The organism is Streptomyces sp. NBC_01689 (assembly GCF_036250675.1).
Classification (GTDB): Bacteria; Actinomycetota; Actinomycetes; order Streptomycetales; family Streptomycetaceae; genus Streptomyces.
The window spans coordinates 6973702-6997647 of record NZ_CP109592.1 but is presented as its reverse complement, the minus strand read 5'-3'; the positions used below and the strand labels follow the sequence as shown (position 1 = coordinate 6997647).

Genomic DNA, 23946 nt, shown 5'->3' with positions numbered 1-23946 from the left:
CCTAGTGATGGCGTGAGGCGATCGCCTCGTACACCATGCCGACGAGCAGGTCGTCGGCGTCGCGGCGCCCGAACTCGCTGGCGGCGCGGGACATCTCGTACAGCCGGTGCGGGTCGGCGAGCACGGGCAGCACGTTCTGCTGCACCCACTGGGGCGTCAGTTCCGCGTCGTCGACCAGCAGTCCGCCACCCGCCTTGACCACCGGCTGGGCGTTGAGCCGCTGTTCGCCGTTGCCGATGGGCAACGGGACGTAGGCGGCCGGGAGCCCGACGGCGGAGAGTTCGGCGACGGTCATCGCGCCCGCGCGGCAGAGCATCATGTCGGCCGCGGCGTACGCGAGGTCCATCCGGTCCACGTACGGTACCGGGATGTACGGGGGCATCCCCGGCATCTGGTGCACCTGCGGCAGTTCGTTCTTCGGTCCGACCGCGTGCAGGATCTGGATGCCGGCCTGCTGGAGGTACGGAGCGGCCTGCTGGACGACCTCGTTGAGGCGCCGTGCGCCCTGCGAGCCGCCGGAGACCAGCAGCGTCGGCAGGTTGGGGTCGAGCCCGAACGCGGCGCGTGCCTCGGGGCGTACGGCGGCCCGGTCGAGGGTGGCGATGGAGCGGCGCAGCGGGATGCCGATGTAGCGGGCGCCCCGCAGCTTGTTGTCGGGGGTCGAGACGGCGACCTGTGCCGCGTACCGCGAGCCGATCTTGTTGGCGAGGCCGGGCCGGGCGTTGGCCTCGTGGATGACGATCGGGACGCCGAGGCGCTTGGCCGCGAGATAGGCGGGCAGCGCGACATAGCCGCCGAACCCGACCACCGCGTCCGCCTTGGTGCGCTCCAGGACCTGCTCGGCCGCCTTGATCGTGCCGCGCAGCCGTCCGGGGACGGTGATCAGCTCGGGGGTGGGTTTGCGCGGCAGCGGAACGGCGGGGATCAGCGCGAGTTCGTATCCGCGCTCGGGCACGAGCCGGGTCTCGAGTCCGCGTTCCGTGCCCAGGGCCGTGATCCCCACGGTCGGGTCCTGCCTGCGCAGGGCGTCCGCGAGGGCGAGCGCGGGCTCGATGTGGCCGGCGGTCCCCCCGCCGGCGAGTACGACATGCACCGAAATTCACCGCTCTCCGGACGAACGCGCCGCGGCGCGCCGTCGCATCGTGTTCCATCTCCGAGGCCCCGCGGCCCCCGCGGAGCCTCGCACGGCAGCACGCTTTCTGCCAAAGCGGGGTTGCCGCATCGCCAGCGCCGCCCGCGCAGCGGGCTCGTCGCGCGCGAAGGCGATCAGAAGTCCGATGGCGAACATGGTCGGCAGCAGGGCGGAACCCCCGTAGGAGAACAGCGGGAGCGGGACTCCGGCGATCGGCAGCAGACCGAGCACCGCACCGATGTTGATCACGGCCTGGGCCGTGATCCAGGTGGTCACGCCTCCCGCGGCATACCTCACGAAGGGGTCCTCCGTGCGTCCGGCCACGCGGATACCCGCATAGCCTAGAGCCGCGAAGAGGGCGAGGACCGACAGTGTCCCCGCGAGGCCGAGTTCCTCCCCGGTGATGGCGAAGATGAAGTCCGTGTGTGCTTCGGGCAGTTGGCCCCATTTTTCCACGCTGGCGCCGAGGCCGGATCCGAACAGGCCGCCGGAGGCGAGGGCGTAGATGCCGTGGACGGCCTGCCAGCAGGTGTCGTTCGGGCCGGGTTCGGTGGCGCCGATGCAGGCGAGCCTGGACATCCGGTTGGGGCTGGTCTTGATGAGGACGAAGCCGATCGTCAGCGCGACGGCCAGGACACCCGCGAACAGCCGGGTGGGCGCTCCGGCCAGCCACAGCAGCCCGAAGAGGATGGCGGTGAGGATGATCGCCGTGCCCATGTCGCCGCCGAGCATGATCAGGCCGAGCAGCAGGAAGGCGACCGGGACGAGCGGCACCAGCATGTGCTTCCACTGCGCCAGCATCGCCTTGTCCTGTTTGCGGGCGAGGAGGTCGGCTCCCCACAGGACGAGCGCGAGCTTGCCGAACTCGCTGGGCTGGATCTGGAACGAGCCGCCCAGGGAGATCCAGTTCTGGTTGCCGTTGACCGACATCCCTATCCCCGGCACCTGGACGAGGACCATCAGGAAGACCGCGCCGGCCAGGATCGGATAGGCCAGCGCCCGGTGGAGTTTCACCGGCACCCGCATCGCCACCACCAGCAGCACGGCGCCGATCGAGGCGGCGAGGAACTGTTTGCGGAAGAAGAACGATCCGGGCAGCGACAGCTGCAGTGCCGTGATCATCGACGCCGAGTAGACCATCACGAGGCCCAGCACGGTGATCAGCAGGCTGCTGCCGAGGATCAGGTAGTAGGCGGTCAGCGGCCGGTCCCATGCCTTGCGCGCGCGGACGACGAGGCGGGCCACGGGGTTGTCGCGCGCGGTGCCCGCGGAGGAGGGGCGCCGGGGGGCGCGCTGGACGGGCGGGCGGCCCGTACGGCTACCGGCCATCGCCGGCTCCCTCCCCAGGAGCGCGGAAGGGCGCCCTCTCGGCGGTCCTCCCGGGCCGTACGGACACGGCGGGCGGGCGGGGGCGGCACAGCGCCGTCCCGCCCGCCGAAAGCCGCCTGCGAAGCCCCGACCGCACTGGCGTCACGCGTCCCTCCCAAGGGTCCCGGGGCGCCTGGGTCCCGCCGTCAGGCGCTCGCGGTGCCGAGTTCGCGAACCGCCTCCGCGAAAGCGTCACCGCGCTTGTTGTAGTTGGCGAACATGTCCATGGACGCACAGGCCGGCGCCAGCAGGACAGTGTCTCCCGGCCCGGCGAGCCGTGCGGCCTCCCGGACCGCCGCGAGCATCGCCCCAGTGTCCGTGCGGTCGAGGTCGACGACGGGTACTTCCGGGGCGTGTCGCGCGAGGGCTTCGCGGATCAGCGCGCGATCGGCGCCGATCAGCACGGCCGCCCGCAGCCGCCCCGCCGACCTGGTGACCAGTTCGTCGAAGGTCGCGCCCTTGGCGAGGCCGCCGGCGATCCACACGATCGACTCGTAGGCCGCCAAGGAGGCTTCCGCCGCGTGGGTGTTGGTCGCCTTGGAGTCGTCGACGTAGGCGACCCCGTCCACGTCGGCCACGTGCGCGATGCGGTGGGCGTCCGGGGTGAAGGCCCGCAGTCCGTCGCGCACGGCGCCGGCCGGGACGCCGAAGGCGCGCGCGAGGGCCGCCGCCGCAAGGGCGTTGGCGATGTTGTGCGGGGCCGCCGGGCGCACGTCGGAGACCTCGGCGAGCTCCTGGGCGTTCTTCTGCCGGTTCTCGACGAAGGCGCGGTCGACCAGGATGCCGTCCACGACGCCGAGTTGGGACGGTCCCGGGGTGCCGAGCGTGAAGCCGACGGCGCGGCAGCCCTCCTCGACGTCCGCCTCGCGCACCAGGTCCTCGGTGGCCTTGTCGGCGACGTTGTAGACGCAGGCGACCCGATTGCCCTCGTAGACACGGCCCTTGTCGGCGGCGTAGGCCTCCATGGAGCCGTGCCAGTCGAGATGGTCGGGCGCGAGGTTGAGCACGACGGCGGAGTCGGCGCGCAGCGAGGGTGCCCAGTGCAGCTGGTAGCTGGACAGCTCCACCGCGAGGACGTCGTAGGTCTCCTCGCCCAGCACGGCGTCCAGCAGGGAGACCCCGATGTTGCCGACGGCGGCCGTGCGCAGGCCCGCCGCCTCCAGGATCGAGGCGAGCATCTGGACGGTCGTGGTCTTGCCGTTGGTGCCCGTGACGGCGAGCCAGGGAGCGGCTTTGCGGCCGTCGAGTTCCCGCAGGCGCCAGGCGAGTTCGACGTCGCCCCAGACCGGGACGCCCGCGGCGGCGGCCGCCGTGAACAGCGGCTTGCCGGGCTTCCAGCCGGGCGCGGTGACGATGAGGTCGGTGCCCCCGGGCAGGGTGTCGCCGTCGCCGAGGCGCACGGTGACGCCGAGCGCCTCCAGCTCCGCGGCCTGCGCGCGGGAGCGCTCGTCGTCGCCGTCGTTGACGACCGTGACGACGGCGCCGAGTCCGTGCAGGACCCGCGCCGCCGGGACGCCGGAGACCCCGAGCCCGGCGACGGTGACGTGCTTGCCCTGGAAGTCGAACGGCCCGGAAGGCACCGGAGAGGTCACTTCTCGGCCGCCCATCCCGCGTAGAAGAGACCCAGTCCGACGATCACACAGATGCCCTGGATGATCCAGAATCGGACCACCACCAACACTTCTGACCAGCCTTTGAGTTCGAAGTGATGTTGGAGTGGTGCCATTCTGAAGACGCGCCTGCCGGTGAGCCGGAACGAGCCGACCTGGATGACCACCGACATCGTGATGAGGACGAACAGGCCGCCGAGGATGGCGATGAGCAGTTCGGTGCGGGAGCAGATCGCGAGGCCGGCGAGCACACCGCCGAGCGCCAGCGAACCGGTGTCACCCATGAAGATCTTGGCGGGCGAGGTGTTCCACCACAGGAAGCCGAGGCAGGCTCCCATCAGGGCGGACGAGACCACCGCGAGGTCGAGCGGGTCGCGCACCTCGTAGCAGGCGTTGGGGTTGGTCAGGGTCTGCGCGTTGGCGCAGGACTCCTGGAACTGCCAGACGCCGATGAAGGTGTAGGCGCCGAAGACGAGGACCGAGGCGCCGGTGGCGAGACCGTCCAGACCGTCGGTCAGGTTCACGCCGTTCGACATCGCGAGGATCATGAACAGCGCCCAGACCACGAAGAGCACCGGGCCGATCGTCCAGCCGAAGTCGGTGATGAACGACAGCTTGGTGGAGGCCGGGGTGTTGCCGCGGGCGTCCGCGAACTGCAGCGAGAGCACGGCGAAGGCGATGCCGCCGAGCAGTTGGCCGGCCATCTTGGCCTTGGCCCGCAGACCGAGCGAGCGCCGCTTGACGATCTTGATGTAGTCGTCGAGGAAGCCGACGAGGCCCATGCCCACCATGAGCCCGAGCACCAGCAGACCCGAGTAGGTCGGGGGGTAGCCGGTGATCGCCTTGCTGAGGAAGTACGCGGCGACCGTCGCCAGGATGAAGGCGATACCGCCCATCGTCGGCGTTCCGCGCTTGCTGGCGTGCTCGCGCGGGCCGTCGTCGCGGATGTACTGCCCGTAACCCTTGCGGGCCAGCAGCTTGATCAGCAACGGCGTGCCGACCAGGGTGAGGAACAGACCAATGACTCCTGCGAACAGGATCTGCTTCATCATCGGGCAGCAACCTCACCCTCGGCACCGTCTGCGAGCAGCGCCTGCGCCACTCGTTCGAGCCCGACCGACCGGGACGCCTTCACGAGCACGACGTCCCCCGGGCGCAACTCGCTGCGCAGCAGGTCGACAGCCGCCTGTGCGTCGGACACGTGCACCGACTCCTCACCCCACGAACCCTCGTTATATGCGCCCAGTTGGAGCCAGGACGCTTCCCTGCCCCCGACCGCGACGAGCTTGCTGACGTTGAGTCGGACGGCGAGCCGCCCGATCGCGTCGTGCTCGGCGAGAGCCTCGTCCCCGAGCTCGGCCATCTGACCGAGCACCGCCCACGTACGACGCCCTCGTCCCATCGCCACGAGCGCGCGCAGGGCGGCTCGCATGGACTCGGGGTTCGCGTTGTAGGCGTCGTTGACGACCGTCACGCCGTCCGGGCGCTCGGTGACCTCCATCCGCCAGCGGGAGAGGGAGTCCGCCTCGGAGAGCGCGCGGGCGATCTCGTCTGCGGACATGCCCAGCTCATGGGCGACGGCGGCCGCGGCGAGCGCGTTCGACACGTGGTGCTCACCGTACAGGCGCATGGTCACATCACTGCACCCGGAGGGTGTGTGAAGGCTGAACACGGGCTGTCCGAGGTCCGTGAGACGCACGTTCTCGGCGCGTACGTCCGCTTCGCCGGACTCTCCGAAAAGCACCACCCGCGCCTTCGTCCGGGACGCCATGGCGCGGACGAGGGGGTCGTCGGCGTTGAGGATCGCCGCACCGTCCTCGGGGAGGCTCTCGACGAGCTCGCCCTTCGCCTGTGCAATCTGTTCGCGGCCGCCGAACTCGCCGATGTGGGCGGTGCCGACGTTGAGGACGAGACCGATTCTCGGCGGGGTGAGATCCGCGAGATAACGGATGTGGCCGATGCCGCGGGCGCCCATCTCCAGCACGAGGTACTTCGTCTCCTCGGTGGCGGTGAGCGCGGTCAGCGGCAGTCCGATCTCGTTGTTGAGCGAACCGGGCGTGAAAACGGTCGGCGCCTTGCTCCGCAGCACCTGGGCGATCAGGTCCTTGGTGCTGGTCTTGCCCGCGGAACCGGTGAGGGCCACGAGGGTCGCGCCGAGCCGTTCGACGACGTGGCGGGCGAGGGCGCCTAGGGCCGTCTGGACGTCCTCGACCACGATCGCGGGCACGCCGACGGGCCGGGAGGCCAGGACGGCGGCCGCGCCCGCGTCGACGACCGCGCGGGCGAAGTCGTGACCGTCCACGCGCTCGCCGGCGAAGGCGACGAAGAGGCTGCCTGGCTCCACTTCACGGGAGTCTCTGACGACCGGTCCGGTGACCTGTAGGTCCGGATCCGGTATGTCGTGCGTCTGCCCGCCGACGACTGCTGCGATCTCGGCGAGAGAGAGGGCGATCACAAGTTCATCCCTGGGTCTTCTGGATAGCTTCGCGAAGCACCTGGCGGTCGTCGAAGGGACGCACCACCCCGGCGATGTCCTGGCCCTGCTCGTGGCCCTTGCCCGCGACCAGCACGGTGTCGCCGGGCCGGGCCCGGGCGACGGCGGCGGCGATGGCGGCGGCCCGGTCCTCGAAGACCTGCACCTCGCCGCGCTCGTGGGCGGGCACCTCGGCGGCCCCCGCGAGCATCGTCGCGAGGATCGCCAGGGGGTCCTCGGAGCGGGGGTTGTCCGATGTCAGTACGGCGGTGTCGGCGAGTCGCGCCACGGCGGCGCCCATCGGCATCCGCTTGGTCGTGTCGCGGTCGCCGCCGCAGCCGAGCACGACGTGCAGCCGGCCCTCGGTGACCTTGCGCAGCGCGCGCAGCACCGACTCGACGGCGTCCGTCTTGTGCGCGTAGTCGACGACCGCGAGGAAGGGCTGTCCGGCGTCCACGCGTTCCAGACGGCCCGGCACGCCCGGTACGGCGGCGATGCCGTCGGCCGCGGTCTGCGCGTCGATCCCGGCGGCGGCGAGGGCGACGATCGCGGCGAGGGTGTTCGCCACGTTGAAGGGGCCCGCGAGCGGCGAGCGCGCGGTGATCCGCTCGCCCTTGGGGCCGACCGCGACGAAGACCGAGTCCATCGGACCGACCTCGACCTCCTCGGCCCGCCAGTCGGCGTCCGGGTGGCCCTCCGCGGAGAAGGTGACGAAGGGGACGCCGCTCTCCTCGGTCAGCCGGCGTCCGTAGGCGTCGTCGTGGTTGATCACGCCGAATTTGCTGCGTTCCGGAGTGAACAGCTGCGCCTTGGCCCGGAAGTAGTCCTCCATGTCGGAGTGGAACTCCATGTGTTCCGGGCTGAGGTTGGTGAAGACGGCGATGTCGAAGACGCAGCCGTCGACCCGGCCGAGCACGAGGGCGTGGCTGGACACCTCCATCGCGACCGCGTCGACGCCGCGTTCGCGCATGACCGCGAACAGCGCCTGGAGGTCGGTCGCTTCGGGGGTGGTGCGCTCCGACTTGATGCGCTCCTCGCCGATGCGCATCTCCACCGTGCCGATCAGGCCGGTGTTGCGGACCGTCTTCAGACCACCCTCGACGAGGTACGCCGTGGTGGTCTTTCCGGACGTCCCGGTGATGCCGATCTGGAGCAGGTCGCGGCCGGGATGGCCGTAGATCGTGGCCGCGAGCTCGCCCATGCGTCCGCGCGGGTCGTCGACCACGAGGACCGGCAGGCCGGTGGCGGCGGCCCGCTCGGCACCGGACGGGTCGGTCAGCACGCCGACCGCGCCGAGGCCGGCGGCCTGGGTGACGTAGTCGGCTCCGTGCAGGCGGGCGCCGGGCAGCGCGGCGTAGAGGTCGCCGGGGCGCACGGCGCGGGAGTCATGGGTGATGCCCGTGATCTCCGCGCTCGACGCCGGGGCGCTCGCACCCAGCTGATCGGCGAGCTCCGCGAGGGGTGTTGCGGAGTTCTGGACCGGTCGCGGCGGCCCCGGATATGTCACAGGAACGCCCTTCTGGGTGGTTTGGGACTGATCAGCGTGTGGCACGGCGGTGAGCGTACCGGGCTCACCCCCGCCGGAGCGAAGCGAGGGGCGGGCGGTGCCCTGGTTGCGGGGATCCGGGGTGATCGTTGTCACGAGGTGGTTCCTGGTCCGTTGTACGTACGGGCTGATCAGGGTGTGCGGTCGGGGGCGGGCTGGGGCTCGGGGCGGGTCACGGAGTGAAGGAGACGGGGAGGTTCGCGGCCCCGGCCCCGGTGGGCGGGATCTGCAGGGTCTTCAGCGCGAACTCCATGACCTGCTTGTAGATGGGGCCGCAGATCTGGCCGCCGAAGTAGCTGCCCTTGGTGGCGTTCTGGATCGCGCAGTAGACGGTGATCCGGGGCTTGTCGGCGGGAGCGAACCCGGCGAACGACGAGGTGTAGCCGTGGTACTTGCCGGTGGCCGGATCCACGCGGTTGGCCGTACCCGTCTTGCCCGCGACCCGGTAGCCGGGGATGCGCGCCTTGGCGCCGGTGCCCTCCTCGTCGTCCACGACGGACTCCAGCATCTGGGCGAGGGTCCTGGCCGTCTTCGCGCTCACGACCCTGGTCTTCTTCGGCGGGGCGACGGGGGTGAAGCGGCCGTCGGGGCCCTTCGCGCCGCGCACCAGCGTCGGCTCCACGCGCACGCCGCCGTTGGCGATCGTCGAGTAGACGGAGGCGGCCTGCATCGCGTTGATGGAGACGCCCTGGCCGAAAGGAATCGTGTACTGCTGCGACGTCGACCACTTGTCGGCGGGCGCGAGGATGCCCCTCGTCTCGCCGGGGAAGTCGAGTCCGGTGTAGCCGCCGATGCCGAACTTGCGCAGATACGAGTAGAGGATCTTGTTGGCCTGCTTCTGCGTCTTGCCGAGCTGTCCGGTGGCCAGGATGGTGCCGATGTTGCTGGACTTGGCGAGCACGCCGTTGAGCGTCAGGTTCCAGGTCGGGTGGTCGACGTCGTCCTGGAAGAGCCGGTCGCCGCGGTGCAGCCGGTTCGGCACGACCACGTGGGTGCCGGGCGTGGCGACGTTCTCCTCCAGCACGGCGGCCATCGACATGACCTTGGCGGTGGAGCCGGGTTCGTAGGCGTCCTGGAGGGCCGCGTTGCCCAGCGCCGCCGCGCTGGCCTGGGAGAGGTCGTTCGGGTCGAAGCCGGGCGAGTCGGCCATCGCCAGCACCTCCCCGGTACGGGCGTCCTGGACGATCACGTACCCGCGGTCCGCCTTGGACTTCCGGACCTGCTCGGTGATGGCGTTCTGCGCGGCCCACTGGATGTCGCGGTCGATGGTCAGTTCGACGTCGGAACCGGCCACCGCGGGGGTCTCGGTGGAGCCCACGGTCGGTACCTGACGGCCACCGGACTGCGCGTAGCGGATCTTGCCGTCCTTGCCGGAGAGCTCCTTGTTCAGCTGCTGCTCGACACCGCCGCCGCCCTTGCCGTCGGCGTTGACCCAGCCCAGTATCCCGGCGGCGAGATCGCCGTTCGGGTACACGCGCTTGCTCGCCGGGACCGCGAGGACGCCGGCGAGGAAGTTGACCGCGCCCGGGTCGGTCTCCGCCTTGGCGGCGAGCGTGGTCTTCAGGTCCTTGATCTGCTTCCAGACCTGGGGGGTCCGGCGGTGCGCGAGCAGCGTGTAGCGGGTGTTCCTGGTCCGCAGCTTCTTCGCGACGGTGTCCGCGCTCTGGTCGAGGATCGGGCCGAGCAGCGCCGCGGCCTGCTCGGGAGCGTCCGGCACCTTCGTCGCCGCCGGGGTGAACATCGTGGGGTCGGCGGTGATGTCGTACGCGTCCACGCTCGTCGCCAGCTCGACTCCGTTGCGGTCCGTGATCCCGCCGCGGGTGGCGGCCAGCGTGCGCCCGACGTAGCGGTTCTGTTCGGCCTTCGCGGTGTACGCGCTCGCGTCCACGGCCTGCACCTGGAGCAGCCGGACGACGAAGGCGGCCATCACCAGCGTCAGGGCGAGGCTGACCATGCGCAGCCGGGGGCGCGGGCTGCCGAGGCGCAGGGGGCGCGAGCCGCCGGGTCTGGGCGCGCCGGGGCGGCGTGCGGGGCGGGCACCGGGGCCCGGACGGCGCTGGGCGCCGGGGCGTGCGGGCCGGGCGGGGCCGGGCACACGGCGGCGTGGCGGTTCCCTGTCGGACACTTCCGTCACCTGCCGGGGGTCGAGGAGCGCTGCGTGGACGGGGTGAGGGTGGGGGTGGCGGCGGGCGTGGGGACGGAGGCGAGGGTCCGTGCGCGGGAGGTGGCGGGGCCGCCGGGGGTGACCACGGCCCGCGGGGTGGCGGCCGGGGTGGTCGCGGCGGGGGTGGCGGCCGGCGGCGCGGTGGGGGCGCCGGTGCTCGCGGCGCCCGTGGCCGGAGCACCGGTGGCCGGAGCGCCGGTGCGCGGGGCCTGGCTCTCGGCCGGCGGGGAGGCGAGGACGAGGGGCGAACGCGGCGCCGGGTTCCGCAGGGAGGAATCCCGGGCGGCGGCTCCGGGCACCCCCTTGACGGTGCCGTCCGGACCGAGGAAGGCGGGGTCGCCGCCCGGCACCATGCCGAGCTCACGGGCGCGGCGCTGGAGGGCGTCGGGCGCGGAGTAGGCGTCGACGTCCCGCTGCAGCGCCTGTTCCTCGTCGGTCAGGGTCTTGGTGCCCCTCTGGAGGTCGTCGAGGTGGAAGGAACCCTCGCTCAGCGCGGAGTTCAGCACGAGCAGGCCGATCAGTCCGCCGCCGAGCAGGAGCACGACGAGCAGGACGAAGGGGGTGCGGGCGGCGTGGGCCGCACCGGCGGGGAGAAGCCGGGCGAGCCGGGCCGCTCGGCCCTTGAGCTCGGGTCTGCTGGTCACAGGCCCTCCCGGCGGGTTCGCCTTCCCGACCCGCGGTCGCGTCGCGGAGGTGCGCCGCCGGTCCTCGGCCGCGCCGTGCGTTCGGGTTTCCCACTCACTCGCTCTCCCCCTCCCGGCGCCTCACTCGGCGTCCTCACGGATGCGCTGTGCCCCGCGCAGGCGCGCGGGAGCCGCTCGCCGGTTCTCGGCGACCTCTTCCTCGGTGGGAAGTTCGGCACCGCGGGTGAGCAGCTTGAGCCGGGGCTGGTAGCGCTCGGGCACCACCGGCAGGCCGGGCGGCGCGGTGGTGGCGGCGCCCGCCGCGAAGACCTGCTTGACCAGCCGGTCCTCCAGCGAGTGGTAGGACAGCACGGCGATCCGGCCGCCGACCGCGAGCGCCTTCACCGCGGCGGGGACCGCCCTCTCCAGGACGCTCAGCTCTCCGTTGACCTCGATGCGCAGTGCCTGGAAGGTGCGCTTGGCCGGGTTGCCGCCGGTGCGCTTGGCGGCCTGCGGCAGGGAGTCGCGGATGAGCTCGACGAGCCGCGCGCTGTTGGTGAACGGCTCCTTCTCGCGTTCGCGCACCACGGCGGAGACGATCCGCTTGGCCTGCTTCTCCTCGCCGTACGCGCGCAGGATGCGTACCAGTTCGCCCGGCGCGTAGGTGTTGAGCACCTCGGCCGCGCTGATCCCGGTCGTCTGGTCCATGCGCATGTCGAGCGGGGCGTCCTGGGCGTACGCGAACCCGCGGTCGGCCTCGTCGAGTTGCATGGAGGAGACGCCGAGGTCGAACAGGACGCCCTGGACGCGCGGGAGGTCCAGGCGGGCGAGCACGTCGGGCAGTTCGTCGTAGACGGCGTGCACGAGGGTGGCGCGCTCACCGAAGGGCGCGAGCCGCTCACCGGAGAGACGCAGCGCTTCCTTGTCGCGGTCCAGGGCCACCAGCCGGGCCTCGGGGAACCGGGTGAGGAGCGCCTCGCTGTGGCCGCCGAGTCCGAGCGTGCAGTCGACGACGACGGCTCCCGGCTCGGCGAGGGCCGGGGCCAGCATGTCCAGGCACCGCTGGAGCATCACCGGGACGTGTCGACTCTCGCTGCTCAAGGGGCCCTCTCAGATCCGGCGCGCACGCACGCACCGCCGGGTCCCCGCCCGCTCGGGAAGGGGAGGTCTGCCGCCGCCGGGTGAGTGGCGTCAGCCGACCGGGAGCGGGAGGAGGCCGAGCCGTACGTACGCGCCGCGCACGCGGGGAAGACGCCGGAAAATCGCCGGGTCTCCGGGGGAAAACAGTCCTGCGGGGAGCCTCGACTCCCGCTTCGCGCCACTTTAGTCCACGCCGTCTCGCGGTCAATCAACCGGCATGCGCGTCGCGGAACCCTCCTCGACCGAGCCCCGGACGAAGCCGTGAATCGGTAAAGATCACCCATAAGGCCGGTACCTGGCGCCCATGTGGGTTACCTCACAACAAGACACGATGACGTTCTTTGTCCACCCTCACAGCAGGACTACTTCATAGGTGACCAGTAACGTCATCACCATGACGACTTCTGCATCCGTACCCACTGAGCCCGAAGACGCCATAGCCGCCCGCGGCGTCTCCCCCGACGGCACCGTGACCGATCGCCTCGTCGACGCGAACCACCGGTACGCCACCGCCTTCACCGACCCGGGGATGGACGCGCGGCCCGTGCTGCAGGTGGCCGTGGTCGCCTGTATGGACGCACGGCTCGACCTGCACGCCGCGCTCGGCCTGGAACTCGGTGACTGCCACACCATCCGCAACGCCGGCGGTGTGGTCACCGACGACGTGATCCGCTCACTCACCATCAGCCAGCGGGCGCTCGGCACCCGGAGCGTCGTGCTCATCCACCACACCGGTTGCGGTCTGGAGTCCCTCACCGAGGAGTTCCGGCACGACCTGGAGATGGAGGTGGGCCAGCGCCCCGCGTGGGCGGTCGAGGCCTTCCGGGACGTCGACCAGGACGTGCGGCAGTCGATGCAGCGGGTGCGCACCTCGCCGTTCCTGCTCCACGCGGACGACGTGCGCGGCTTCGTCTTCGACGTGAAGACGGGTCTGCTGCGCGAGATCGATCCCGCCTGAACGCTTCCACCGGCCCCCTCGTACTGACGCGGGGGCCCGCGTGGGACCCTCGCATCACGAAACGACCCCGACCTTCCGGCGCCCAAAAGCCCGTAAGACCCGACATATCGCGGCCAGTTATCCACAGGCGAGTGACACGAACCGGTAACGGCAACAAGAATGCGGGGGTGGCCTCACGCGCAACTTCACGCGTGGTGTCCGTTTTTCGGGGTGGGCCGGTCCGCACAGGGCGTCGGCCCGGGAAAGGGCCGAGGAGGGCCGGGTGACGACCTATGACGATCGAGCGAGCCTCACGGATCTGACCGCCACTGCGGAGCGAGTCCGCAGTTCGGTGGAAGAAGTGATCGAGGGCAAGCCAGAGGTCGTACGGCTTTCGCTGACCGTGCTGCTCGCCGAGGGGCATCTTCTGATCGAGGATGTGCCCGGCGTCGGCAAGACCATGCTCGCCAAGGCGCTGGCACGGTCCATCGACTGCTCGGTGCGGCGTATCCAGTTCACGCCCGACCTGCTGCCCTCGGACATCACGGGTGTGTCCATCTGGGACCAGCAGCGCCGTGACTTCGAGTTCAAGCCGGGCGCGATCTTCGCGCAGATCGTGATCGGCGACGAGATCAACCGCGCGTCGCCCAAGACGCAGTCCGCGCTCCTGGAGTCGATGGAGGAGCGCCAGGTCACCATCGACGGGCAGACGTACGAACTGCCCAGTCCCTTCATGGTGGTCGCCACGCAGAACCCCGTCGAGATGGAGGGCACCTATCCGCTCCCGGAGGCCCAGCGCGACCGCTTCATGGCCCGTGTCTCCATCGGCTATCCCAGCGCGGAGGCCGAACTGCAGATGCTGGACGTCCACGGCGGTGTGAACCCGCTGGACGACCTCCAGCCCGTGGCGCACGCGCACGAGATCGTGAAGCTGATCGACGCCGTCCGCACGGTCCACGTCGCCGACAGCGTCCGGCGGTACGCGGTGGACCTGGTCGCCGCCACCCGCACCCATCCCGACCTGAGACTCGGCGCCTCACCGCGTGCCACGCTGCACCTGCTGCGCGCGGCGAAGGCGTCCGCCGCCCTGAGCGGCCGGGAGTACGCGCTGCCGGACGACGTCCAGGCCCTCGCCGTGGCGGTCCTGGCGCACCGTCTGCTCCCCACCGCCCAGGCACAGCTGAACCGTCGTACGGCCGAGCAGGTCGTCCAGGAGATCCTGCAGCACACGCCGGTTCCGGCCACGCCCCAGCAGCAGGCCGGCTCCGGCTTCACCATGGGCCGCGGAGCGCCCGCGTTCGGCCAGCAGCCGCCCCGGAGGCTCTGATGTCCTGGGGGACGGGCGGCACCGAGGAGGAGAAGGGCGGTCTGCGCACCGCGCTCGCCGGTCTCACCACACGCGGACGCTCCTTCCTGGCCGCCGGGGTCGCCGCCGTGATCTGCGCGTACGTCCTCGGGCAGAGCGATCTGCTCCGGGTCGGCCTGCTGCTCGCCGCGCTCCCCCTGGTCTGCGCGACCGTGCTGTACCGCACCCGGTACCGCGTCGCGGGCAGCCGCAGGCTCTCCCCCGCCCGCGTGCCCTCCGGCTCCGAGGCCCGGGTCCACCTCCGGATGGACAACGTCTCCCGGCTGCCCACCGGACTGCTGATGCTCCAGGACCGGGTGCCCTACGTCCTCGGCCCGCGCCCCCGGTTCGTCCTGGACCGGGTGGAGGCGGGCGGCCGCCGCGAGGTGTCCTACCGGGTGCGCTCCGACCTGCGGGGCCGCTATCCGCTCGGTCCGCTGCAACTGCGGCTCACGGACCCCTTCGGCATGTGCGAGCTGACCCGCTCCTTCTCCGCGTACGACACCCTGACCGTCATCCCGCGGGTGGAGACGCTGCCGCCGGTCCGGCTGACCGGCGAGGCGAAGGGGTACGGCGAGGGACGGCAGCGCTCGCTGGCGCTGGCCGGCGAGGACGACATCATCCCGCGCGGCTACCGCTACGGCGACGACCTGCGCCGCGTGCACTGGCGCCTGACCGCGCGCTACGGCGAACTGATGGTCCGTCGTGAGGAACAGCCGCAGCGCTCCCGCTGCACGGTGCTGCTCGACACCCGGGGCACGGCCTACGAGGGCGCGGGTCCCGACTCGGCCTTCGAATGGGCGGTTTCGGGCACGGCGTCGGCACTGGTGCACATGCTGGAGCGGGGATTCTCCGTCAGACTGCTGACGGACGACGGCAGTTCGGTGCCCGGGGAGGGCGCCGACGGGTTCGCGGGCGCGAGCCAGCAGTCGGCGGACGCCGCCGGTCTGATGATGGACACGCTCGCGGTCATCGACCACTCGGACGGCACGGGGCTGTCCCGCGCCTACGACGTCCTGCGCAGCGGGAACGAAGGGCTGCTGATCGCCTTCCTCGGCGATCTGGACGAGGAGCAGGCGACGGTGCTCGCCAAGATGCGCCAGCGCAGCGGCGGAGCCGTCGCCTTCCTGCTGGACAGCGAGTCCTGGCTGCGGGAACCCACCGACGTCCCCGGCCCCTCGGGCAGCAGCGTGGACCCGTTGCGGATGCTGCGCGAGGCGGGCTGGACCGCCGTGTCGGTGCCACGCGGCGCGGATCTCGCGGATCTGTGGCGGACGGCGGACCGGCAGCGCACGGACGCCGCGTCCACGGGGAGCACGGCGGGGGGTGGAGTCCGATGAGCGGGCGCGCACGACTGACACTGTGCTCGGCGGCGGCCACGCTGATGGCGGCGTGCGCCCTGCTGCCGCTGGTCGAACCGGTGACCTGGCTGTTCCAGGCGGTGTGCCTGCTGGCGCTGCAGGCCGGTGTCGGCGCGCTGACCCGGCGGGTTCCGCTGGCCCGGCCGCTGACCGTGGCCGCGCAGGCGCTGGTCACGCTGATGCTGCTGACCCTCGTCTTCGCCCGGCAGCAGGCGGTCCTCGGGTTCGTTCCCGGCCCGGAGGCGTTCCGGCACCTGGGCGACCTGCTCCAGTCGGGCACGGACGACGTGGGGCGGTACGCGATCCCGGCGCCGCTGTCCGACGGCATCCGGCTGATGCTGGTCGGCGGTGTCCTGGTGATCGGGCTCGCGGTGGACGCGCTCGCGGTCACCTTCCGCAGCGCGGCCCCGGCCGGACTCCCGCTGCTCGCCCTGTACTCGGTCGCCGCGGGGCTGTCGGGCGGCGGGGCCGCCTGGCTGTGGTTCCTGCTCGCGGCCGGCGGTTATCTGATGCTGCTCCTGGCGGAGGGCCGTGACCGGCTCTCGCAGTGGGGGCGTGTCTTCGGCGGCGCGCCCCGCACCCGGGGGCCCGAGGTCTCCACGGGCGCGACCGCACCGGTTCGCACGGGGCGGCGCATCGGCGCGGTCGCGCTGGGTGTCGCCCTGGTGGTACCGCTCGGCCTGCCCGCGCTCGACGGCGGTCTGCTGGACGCCGCCGGTGCGGGTGTCGGCCCGGGCTCCGGTGGCGGCGGCACGATCTCCGCGGTGAACCCGCTGGTGTCCCTCCGCGACAGCCTGAACGTGGACGAGGACCGGCAGGTCATGTCGTACCGCACCAGCACTCAGGACACCCAGGACATGTATCTGCGGATCGTGTCCCTGGACGACTTCGACGGTACGGCGTGGAAGCCGGCCCAACGGCACATCCAGGACGTGCCCGACACGTTCCCGACGCCGGTCGGCCTCGGGGGCGACGTACGGCGCAGTGAGGTCCGCACCCGTATCGCGGCGGCCGACTGGTACGCGCAGGACTGGCTTCCGATGCCGTACCCCGCGAGCGGGGTGAGCATCAAGGGCAGTTGGCGCTACGAACCGGTGGGCCGCACGCTCGTCGGCGACCACGGCCAGAACACCCGCGGTCTGCAGTACGACGTCACCAGCCTGATCGTGGAGCCGACCGCGGCGCAGTTGTCGGACGCCCCGGAGCCGCCGAAGGCCCTGAAGCGCGAGTTCACCAAGGTTCCCGAGTCGCTGCCCGCGGTGGTGGCCCAGACCGCGCGCAAGGTCACCGGGGGCTCGACGAACCACTATGAGCAGGCGGTCAAGCTCCAGGACTACTTCGCGGTGAGCGGCGGATTCACCTACGACACCCAGGTGCAGGTCGGCAGCGGATCGGCGGCGATCGCCCGGTTCCTGAGGGACAAGCGCGGGTTCTGCGTCCACTTCTCCTTCGCGATGGCCTCGATGGCCCGCACGCTGGGGATACCGGCCCGGGTCGCGGTGGGCTTCACACCCGGCTCCCCGCAGGCCGACGGTTCGATGTCGGTGGGACTCCGGGACGCGCACGCCTGGCCCGAGCTGTACTTCGAGGGCGTGGGCTGGACCCGCTTCGAGCCGACCCCGAGCCGGGGATCGGTGCCCGACTACACCCAGACGGCCACCCCGGGCCTGGACACGCCGACGCTGCCGCAACCGACGACCTCGGCGTCCACGGCGCCGTCCACCGCGCCGTCCGCCGGCACCACCTGCTCGGCCCAGGAGAAGCGGCTGGAGGGGTGCCCGAGCCAGTCCGCGGCCGCCGCGGTGAGCTCCGAGGACGGCGGCACACCGTGGTTCGAGACCCTGGGGCTGGCCCTGTCGGTGCTCCTCGTACTGGCGGTGCCGTCGCTCCCGATGCTCTGGCGGCTGCGGGTCCGGACCCGGCGGCTCGGCGCGCACGGCCGGGGCGAGGCGGACGCGGCGGCGTACACGCTGGCGGCCTGGCTGGAGGTGACCGACACGGCGTGGGACTACGGGATCGTGCCGGACGAGTCCCTGACGCCGCGCAGGGCTGCGGAGCGGATCGTGCGCATGGGGCTTCTCGACTGGGAGGCCGCGGAAGCGGTGCAACGGATCGCGGCGGCGGTGGAGCAGGTTCTCTACGCTCCGCGTCCCCGGCCGGTCGCGGGGCTCGCCGAGGACGCCCGCCGGGTCACGGCGGCGCTGCGCGCCACCGCGAGCCGGACGGCCCGGCTGCGGGCAGTGGTCGCGCCGCGCTCGGCCATCAGGGTGGTCTGGGCGGCGTCGGCCCGGCGGGCTGCTGTGACGGCCCGCCTGGCGGCACGCAAGGAGACCCTGTTGCGACGCCCCTCGGGGCAGAACGGCTGACGCGCCGGTCACCGCGCTCACCATCACGTGTGGCCCGCACCCCGGGACCAGGGGTGCGGGCCACACGTGGTGATGGGCAGGGAGCGCGTGGCGGAGGAGCACCGGTCGGGCGCAACACGGGCACGGGCGGGTGCGGGTGCGGGCAACATGCACGGCACGGGCACGGGCTCGGACGCGGGCACGGACGCGGGCAACAGGACGGACGCCGGCGCGGGGCGCGTGGTGGACCGGTCGTCGCACGAGGGGTCACCTGGGATGCCGCGACGGACCCGCACGGGGGGCAGCAACCACCGCGTGCGAGGGCGGCCTCGCTCGGCGGGTCCCGGTGCGGTGGGGCCGGGCGTGGCGGGGGGGGCTGGGGACGGCACACACCTACGTAGGACATGGCTGAGGGGGTGCCACCCGGTCCGGGTGGCACCCCCTCAGCCATGTCCTACGGACGCGGCCGCTCCGTCGTCACCTCGGCGGCCGCCACTGCTGCTACTGGCCCTGCTCGTCGCGGCGACGCTGCCAGCGTTGTTCGATGCGGTCCATCACGGACCGTCGCTGTCGGGCTTGGCGACGCGCGGCGGGTCCGCCGGGCGTCGCGGGTTGTTCCCCGGGCTTGGGAGCCTTGCGCCAACCGGTGACGGCGAGCACCGCACAGCCCAGCATGACGAGGAATCCCACCACGCTCAGCCAGATCTGTACCGTGACCATTCCGGCCATGAGGAGCGCGATACCCACCAGGAAGCCCGCGACCGCCTGGTAGACCCGTCGCCGGGTGTACGTACGCAGCCCGCTTCCCTCAAGCGCTGTCGCGAACTTGGGATCTTCGGCGTACAGCGCTCGCTCCATCTGCTCGAGCATTCGCTGCTCGTGCTCCGAGAGCGGCACGGCGTCCTCCTCATCGTGCAGTCGCCGGGGCGACCGGGGGTCCCCTTCAGGATAGGCAGGGAATCGCCCCCGTGAAACCCGCCCCTCTGCGCCAATTCGCCAACCGGGACCCGCCATGCCACCCCGATCCGCTGAGGCGTGCATTCCCCAGCGACCGGCCCGTCATGCCGGACGGTCTCCCTCGATCATACGGCGCCGAGGGCTCGATCGGGTGGCCTGTGGCGTACTCCATCTGCCGCCCCGCCGCTGATCAGGGGGCGGACCACGGTGAACGACTCAGGCCTCGTCGGCCACCTGTGTCTCACCGAGCACATGAAGCTGTGTGGCCACGGAGTGGAACGCGGCGAGTTCCGCGGCCGCCGCCTCCAGTTTCAGGAGGGCTTCGAGGGCGCCCGGCTCGGTGTCCACGAGGACGCCGGGCACCAGGTCGGCGAAGACCCGTACGCCGTGCACCGCACCGACCCGCAGGCCCGCGCCCTCGACGAGCGCGGTGAGCTGCTCGGCGGTGAAGCGGTGGGGCACGGGGTCGCCCTCGCCCCAGCGTCCGTCCGGGTCCCCGAGGGCGTGGCGGGCCTCCTTGAAGTGTCCGGCGAGGGCGCGGGCGATCACCGCGCCGCCCAGGCCGGCGGCGAGCAGGCTGAGGACACCCTCGGGGCGCAGCGCGTCCACCACGTTGCGCACGCCCTCGGCCGGGTCGTCCACGTACTCCAGGACGCCGTGGCACAGCACCGCGTCGTAGCCGCCTCGCCCGACGACGTCGAAGAGACCGCCGGCGTCGCCCTGCACGCCCTTGACGCGGTCGGCGACACCGGCCTCGGCGGCCCGGCGCTCCAGCGCGAACAGCGCGTTCGGGCTGGGGTCGACGACGGTGACCCGGTGACCGAGGCGGGCGACGGGCACCGCGAAGTTGCCACTGCCGCCCCCGGTGTCGAGAACGTCCAGGGACTCTCGTCCGGTCGCCTTGACCCTGCGGTCGAGGGCGTCCTTGAGGACCTCCCAGACCACGGCGGTACGGAGAGAAGCGCGGGGGCGCATCGGGTCCGACACGGCAGTTGACTCCTCGGCGCGGCACCGCCTCGGATGGGGCGGAGCGATCGGGGGGCCTCCCGGCGGGAGGCATCAGGCCTGCCCACCCTATTGCCTCCGCCGCCGTACCCGATCCTCCGTCTCACGCGCCGGATCACGGGGTGAATCACGGGGTGAATCACCACGTGGATCACGTGACCGACCCGGGTGGTGGGCACGGGCCGCGTCGGACGCCGGGACCGCCCCGGGGCCGATCGGACACCGGACCGGGACGCACCCGCCGGCCGACCGGATGCCCGGCCGGACATCCGGTCGGCCAGGGGCCGGTCAGCCCGCGTCCGGCACCTCCCGGTCCCCGTCCTGCCGTGGCTGCGGCAGGACGGGCTGCAGGACGAGCATCCGTTCGACGATGCGCAGGAACATCGCCACGTCGCGTATGAGGTCGTCGGCGTCGCGGGTGCCCGCCGCGCCCTGGATGCCGGCCTCGGCCCGGGCGCGGCGGCCCGCTCCGGAGGCGAACAGGGCGCTCCACTCGGTCAGTTCGGGCGCGATCTCGGGAAGTACCTCCCAGGCGCTGCGGATACGGGCCCGGCGCCGGGCGGTGGGTTCGGGGCGTCCCCGTGCCGCGAGGACGGCGGCGGCGGTGCGCAGGGCGGCCAAGTGGGCCGTCGCGTAGCGGTCGTTGGGGGTTTCCAGGACCGCCGCCTCTTCGAGGCCGGCGCGGGCCTGGGCCAGCAGGTCGAGGGCGGCGGGCGGGGCCGTGGTCCGGCGGAGCACGGGGTGCACGTCGGTCGCCGGGCCGGTCAGTGAGGGGGCAGGGCCGGTGGCGCGGCGCCGGTGGGCGGCTGCTGCGGAAGAGGTGGCCATGACGAACCTCCTGTCGTCTGTGTGACGGCACTGTGGCCGTATGTGCCCATCGTGCGGTATGCCACTGACAATCCGTTCTGACCTGCGGCTTTGCTTCGATCGAAGGTTCGCGTTAGTTTTTGCACTGACCAGTCAGTTCAAAATGTTCAGGGGATGGGGACGCTGTGGACGGTCCGCACGGACTCGGTGTCACGGCCAGGGAGCTCGGGGTGCGGGGGCCCCGCGGCTGGGCGTTCCGCGGGGTGGGGGTGACCGCGGAGCCCGGTTCGCTGATCGCGGTGGAGGGTCCGTCCGGCTCCGGCCGGACGTGCCTGCTGCTCACCCTCACGGGCCGGATGCGGCCCACCGAGGGGAGCGCCGTCGTCGGCGGCTCGGCCCTGCCGAAGCAGATGGCGGCGGTGCGGCGGGTGAGCGCCCTCGCCCACGTCCCCGGCGTCACCGACCTGGATCCGGCCCTGACCGTCGGCGAGCACCTGCTCGAACGGGCGCTGCTGCAAAGGCGGTTCGGGGGTCCGCTGCGGGGGCTGTGGCGTCCGGGGGCCGAGCGGGCCGCCGCGGCGGAACGGCGGATCGACGACGCGCTGACCGCCGCCGGGCTGGACCGGGAAGCCCTGCCCAAGGGAGCCCGCACCGCCGTACGTGACCTGGAGCGCCTGGAGCGCCTGCGGCTGTCCGTCGCCCTGGCCCTGGTCGGCCGGCCCGGGGTGCTCGGCGTCGACGACACCGACCTCAAGCTGTCGGACGCGGAACGGGCCGAGGTGTGGGCCCTGTTGGCGTCGATCGCCGCATCCGGCACCACCGTCCTCGCGGTGTGCAGCGAAGCCCCCGAGGGGGCCGTCACCGTGTCCACGGGCCCGGCCGGGACGCCCACCGGAACGGACGCCGGTCCCGGCCGGGCCGATGTCTCCCACCGGACCGACGAACCCGACGCGACCGACGAACCCGACCAGACCGACGAGATCGGCAAGACCGACGCGACCGACGAACCCCACGCGACCGACGAGAAGGAGGCGGCCGATGCGCTCGCCGAGACTGGCCGTCCTTGAGCTCAGGCGGTTCGGCCGCGGGCGGCTCCCGCGCGCCGCGCTCGCGGCGCTGCTTCTGCTGCCCCTGCTCTACGGCGCCCTCTACCTGTGGTCCTTCTGGGACCCGTACGGCCGTCTCGACCGCATCCCCGTGGCGCTCGTCAACGACGACCGGGGAGCGACGGCCGGGGGCGCCAGGATCCGGGCGGGCGACGACATCACCGAGGGGCTGCGCGACAGCGACACCTTCGAGTGGCACGAGGTGAGCGCCGCCGAGGCCCGTAAGGGCGTCGAGAACGGCACGTACTACCTGTCGCTGACCATGCCGTCCGACTTCAGCCGCAGGATCGCCTCCAGCTCGGGGGACACGCCGGAGACCGGCGCGCTCCAGGTGCGGACCAACGACGCGAACAACTACATCGTCGGACAGATCTCGCGCACCGTCTTCAGCGAGGTGCGCACCGCGGCCTCCACGAAGGCGTCGAGATCGTTCCTCGACAAGATCTTCATCTCGTTCTCCGACATCCACGGGGAGACCGAGAAGGCCGCCGAGGGGGCCGACCGGCTCAAGGGCGGTATCGGCAAGGCCAAGACGGGCTCCAAGGACCTCGCGGACGGCCTGGAGGAAGCCGGGAAGGGCAGCGGGAAGCTCTCCGCGGGCCTGAAGCGGCTCGACAAGGGAGCGGGCGACCTGGAGGACGGTTCCCGGCAGGTCGCGGACGGCACCCGGAAACTGGCCACCAGGGTCAACGGCGCCGCGGACGAGGCGGGCCCCTTCCTGAAGGCCAACGAGAAGTCGATCGGCGACACGGCCCGTCTCGTCGCCGACTCGGCCTCGGCGGTCCGCCACAACCTCGCGGGCCTGGTGGAGGCGGCTCCGGCCGCCGCCAAGGGCGCCCGTACCGCCTCCACCGTGCTGAACGGTGTCTACCGGGCACGGTGCGAGACCCTCCCGGTCCCCGACCCCGCCTGCCCCGACCTCAAGAAGGCACGGCAGGCCGCCGCGGACGTGGCCTCGGTCGCCGGCGACCTCGACACGCTCGTCGACGACCAGGGCGGTGACCTCGACACCCTCGACCGGAACCTGGGAACGCTGGAGAAGCAGGCCCGCGCGCTCGCGAAGCGCTCACCGCACCTCTCCGAGGACCTCGACGACGCCGTCTCCAAGATCAACGAGCTGGACTCCGGAGCCGCGAAGGTCGCCGCGGGTGCCGCGAAGCTGCACACCGGACTCGGCACGGCCAGGACCGGAGCGGCGGACCTCGACACGGGCGTCGGCCGGCTGGCGACGGGCGCGAGCGACCTCGACGGAGGGATCCACCGGCTCGTCGGCGGCTCCGGGAAACTGGCGGGCGGGCTGCACGACGGCGCCGGCCGGATCCCCGACTACGACCGGCAGGACCGCGACCGGCGCACCCACGTCATGGCCGACCCGGTCCGGCTCGCCTCCGAGGACCTGCACAAGGCACCCAACTACGGCACCGGTTTCGCCCCGTACTTCATCCCGCTGTCGCTGTGGGTGGGCGCGATGGTCGCCTACATGCTGATCCCGCCGCTCAACCGGCGCGCCCTGGCCGTCGGCGCCTCCGCCTGGCGCATCGCCCTGGCGGGCTGGCTGCCGGTGGCCGTCCTCGGAGTGCTGCAGACGGTGGCCCTGATGTCCGTGCTGCACTGGGCGATCGGCCTGGAGATGGCGCGCGCGGCCGGGACGGTCGGCTTCCTGTGTCTGGTGACGGCGTGCTTCGCGGCCGTCGTCCAGTGGCTGAACGCCCGCTTCGGAGCGGCCGGGCGGATCCTGGTGCTCGCCCTGCTGATGCTCCAGCTGACGTCGGCCGGCGGCACCTACCCCGTCCAGACGAGTCCGCGTTTCTTCAACGCGATCCACCCCTTCCTGCCGATGAGCTACGTGGTCGAGGCCCTGCGCAGACTGATCACCGGGGGCGGCCTGGGACCCGTCTGGCAGGCGTGCGCCGTCCTCGCGGCGTTCACCGCGGGCGCCCTCGCGCTCACCGCCCTGTCGGCGCGCGGCAGGCAGGTGTGGACCCTGGACCGTCTTCACCCGGAGCTGAGCCTGTGACAATCAGGAC

At 72.2% G+C, this 23946-nt stretch carries 18 protein-coding genes; 6 read left to right on the top strand and 12 right to left on the bottom strand.

Features of this window, described 5'->3' with window-relative positions:
• Position 1 precedes the first annotated feature (1 nt).
• The 9 genes from murG to rsmH form a co-directional block, all read right to left on the bottom strand.
• A complete protein-coding gene (murG, locus tag OG776_RS29865; RefSeq protein ID WP_148013568.1) occupies positions 2-1093 on the bottom strand; it encodes an undecaprenyldiphospho-muramoylpentapeptide beta-N-acetylglucosaminyltransferase in 1092 nt (363 codons plus the stop codon).
• 6 nt (positions 1094-1099) lie between these two features.
• On the bottom strand, positions 1100-2461 hold the full coding sequence (gene ftsW / locus OG776_RS29860) for a putative lipid II flippase FtsW (protein ID WP_148013569.1): 1362 nt from the start codon (positions 2459-2461) through the stop codon (positions 1100-1102).
• 185 nt (positions 2462-2646) lie between these two features.
• Entirely contained in the window at positions 2647-4107 is a 1461-nt protein-coding gene (gene murD, locus OG776_RS29855; RefSeq protein WP_329322815.1) for a UDP-N-acetylmuramoyl-L-alanine--D-glutamate ligase, read from the bottom strand.
• Positions 4089-5159, bottom strand: coding sequence for a phospho-N-acetylmuramoyl-pentapeptide-transferase (mraY, locus tag OG776_RS29850; RefSeq protein WP_148014096.1), 1071 nt, complete (start codon positions 5157-5159; stop codon positions 4089-4091). Before mraY ends, murD begins: the two co-directional genes overlap by 19 nt.
• Positions 5159-6565 carry a UDP-N-acetylmuramoyl-tripeptide--D-alanyl-D-alanine ligase gene (locus tag OG776_RS29845; protein WP_148013571.1) on the bottom strand — a complete coding sequence of 469 codons (1407 nt, stop codon included), beginning with the start codon at positions 6563-6565 and terminating at the stop codon, positions 5159-5161. The genes mraY and OG776_RS29845 overlap by 1 nt, the downstream gene beginning before the upstream one ends.
• Before the next feature lie 4 nt (positions 6566-6569).
• Positions 6570-8090 carry a UDP-N-acetylmuramoyl-L-alanyl-D-glutamate--2,6-diaminopimelate ligase gene (locus tag OG776_RS29840; RefSeq protein ID WP_148013572.1) on the bottom strand — a complete coding sequence of 507 codons (1521 nt, stop codon included), beginning with the start codon at positions 8088-8090 and terminating at the stop codon, positions 6570-6572.
• A 211-nt stretch (positions 8091-8301) separates the two neighbouring features.
• Positions 8302-10254, bottom strand: coding sequence for a peptidoglycan D,D-transpeptidase FtsI family protein (locus tag OG776_RS29835; RefSeq protein WP_329322814.1), 1953 nt, complete (start codon positions 10252-10254; stop codon positions 8302-8304).
• A 5-nt stretch (positions 10255-10259) separates the two neighbouring features.
• Positions 10260-10937 carry a septum formation initiator family protein gene (locus OG776_RS29830; RefSeq protein ID WP_329322813.1) on the bottom strand — a complete coding sequence of 226 codons (678 nt, stop codon included), beginning with the start codon at positions 10935-10937 and terminating at the stop codon, positions 10260-10262.
• 120 nt (positions 10938-11057) lie between these two features.
• Positions 11058-12017: a 16S rRNA (cytosine(1402)-N(4))-methyltransferase RsmH gene (gene rsmH, locus OG776_RS29825; protein ID WP_329322811.1), complete on the bottom strand. Its 960-nt coding sequence runs from the start codon at positions 12015-12017 to the stop codon at positions 11058-11060.
• A gap of 433 nt (positions 12018-12450) precedes the next feature.
• Between rsmH and OG776_RS29820 the strand changes: the two genes are divergently transcribed.
• The 4 genes from OG776_RS29820 to OG776_RS29805 all read left to right on the top strand — a co-directional run bounded on the left by OG776_RS29820 (position 12451) and on the right by OG776_RS29805 (position 18065).
• Positions 12451-13014 carry a beta-class carbonic anhydrase gene (locus OG776_RS29820; protein WP_148013573.1) on the top strand — a complete coding sequence of 188 codons (564 nt, stop codon included), beginning with the start codon at positions 12451-12453 and terminating at the stop codon, positions 13012-13014.
• 262 nt (positions 13015-13276) lie between these two features.
• Positions 13277-14320, top strand: a complete 1044-nt coding sequence (locus OG776_RS29815) for an AAA family ATPase (protein ID WP_148013574.1) — start codon at positions 13277-13279, stop codon at positions 14318-14320.
• The gene (locus tag OG776_RS29810; RefSeq protein ID WP_329322809.1) at positions 14320-15678 is read left to right on the top strand and encodes a DUF58 domain-containing protein; all 1359 of its coding nucleotides are present in this window, start codon (positions 14320-14322) and stop codon (positions 15676-15678) included. Before OG776_RS29815 ends, OG776_RS29810 begins: the two co-directional genes overlap by 1 nt.
• Positions 15675-18065 carry a transglutaminase TgpA family protein gene (locus OG776_RS29805; RefSeq protein WP_329322808.1) on the top strand — a complete coding sequence of 797 codons (2391 nt, stop codon included), beginning with the start codon at positions 15675-15677 and terminating at the stop codon, positions 18063-18065. The genes OG776_RS29810 and OG776_RS29805 overlap by 4 nt, the downstream gene beginning before the upstream one ends.
• 480 nt (positions 18066-18545) lie before the next feature.
• Here the strand turns inward: OG776_RS29805 and OG776_RS29800 are convergent, their stop codons facing one another.
• The 3 genes from OG776_RS29800 to OG776_RS29790 all read right to left on the bottom strand — a co-directional run bounded on the left by OG776_RS29800 (position 18546) and on the right by OG776_RS29790 (position 20834).
• A complete protein-coding gene (locus tag OG776_RS29800; protein ID WP_329322807.1) occupies positions 18546-18941 on the bottom strand; it encodes a DUF3040 domain-containing protein in 396 nt (131 codons plus the stop codon).
• Positions 18942-19217: 276 nt separating this feature from the next.
• The gene (locus tag OG776_RS29795; protein WP_148013578.1) at positions 19218-19988 is read right to left on the bottom strand and encodes a methyltransferase; all 771 of its coding nucleotides are present in this window, start codon (positions 19986-19988) and stop codon (positions 19218-19220) included.
• 306 nt (positions 19989-20294) lie between these two features.
• Positions 20295-20834 carry an SAV_6107 family HEPN domain-containing protein gene (locus OG776_RS29790; protein WP_148013579.1) on the bottom strand — a complete coding sequence of 180 codons (540 nt, stop codon included), beginning with the start codon at positions 20832-20834 and terminating at the stop codon, positions 20295-20297.
• Between the two features lie 164 nt (positions 20835-20998).
• On the opposite strand from OG776_RS29790, the gene OG776_RS29785 reads away from it, so the two are divergent.
• Positions 20999-21880 (top strand): ATP-binding cassette domain-containing protein, encoded by an 882-nt coding sequence (locus OG776_RS29785; RefSeq protein WP_148013580.1) that lies wholly within the window; start codon positions 20999-21001, stop codon positions 21878-21880.
• Positions 21852-23936 carry a YhgE/Pip domain-containing protein gene (locus OG776_RS29780; RefSeq protein ID WP_329322806.1) on the top strand — a complete coding sequence of 695 codons (2085 nt, stop codon included), beginning with the start codon at positions 21852-21854 and terminating at the stop codon, positions 23934-23936. The genes OG776_RS29785 and OG776_RS29780 overlap by 29 nt, the downstream gene beginning before the upstream one ends.
• The last annotated feature ends 10 nt before the right edge of the window (positions 23937-23946 follow it).

Coding starts and splice junctions, on each gene's coding strand:
- ftsW (WP_148013569.1), bottom strand. CDS start 2,461: ATGGCCGGTAGCCGTACGGGCCGCCCGCCCGTCCAGCGCGCCCCCCGG.
- murD (WP_329322815.1), bottom strand. CDS start 4,107: ATGGGCGGCCGAGAAGTGACCTCTCCGGTGCCTTCCGGGCCGTTCGAC.
- mraY (WP_148014096.1), bottom strand. CDS start 5,159: ATGAAGCAGATCCTGTTCGCAGGAGTCATTGGTCTGTTCCTCACCCTG.
- OG776_RS29820 (WP_148013573.1), top strand. CDS start 12,451: ATGACGACTTCTGCATCCGTACCCACTGAGCCCGAAGACGCCATAGCC.
- OG776_RS29810 (WP_329322809.1), top strand. CDS start 14,320: ATGTCCTGGGGGACGGGCGGCACCGAGGAGGAGAAGGGCGGTCTGCGC.
- OG776_RS29805 (WP_329322808.1), top strand. CDS start 15,675: ATGAGCGGGCGCGCACGACTGACACTGTGCTCGGCGGCGGCCACGCTG.
- OG776_RS29790 (WP_148013579.1), bottom strand. CDS start 20,834: ATGGCCACCTCTTCCGCAGCAGCCGCCCACCGGCGCCGCGCCACCGGC.
- OG776_RS29780 (WP_329322806.1), top strand. CDS start 21,852: ATGCGCTCGCCGAGACTGGCCGTCCTTGAGCTCAGGCGGTTCGGCCGC.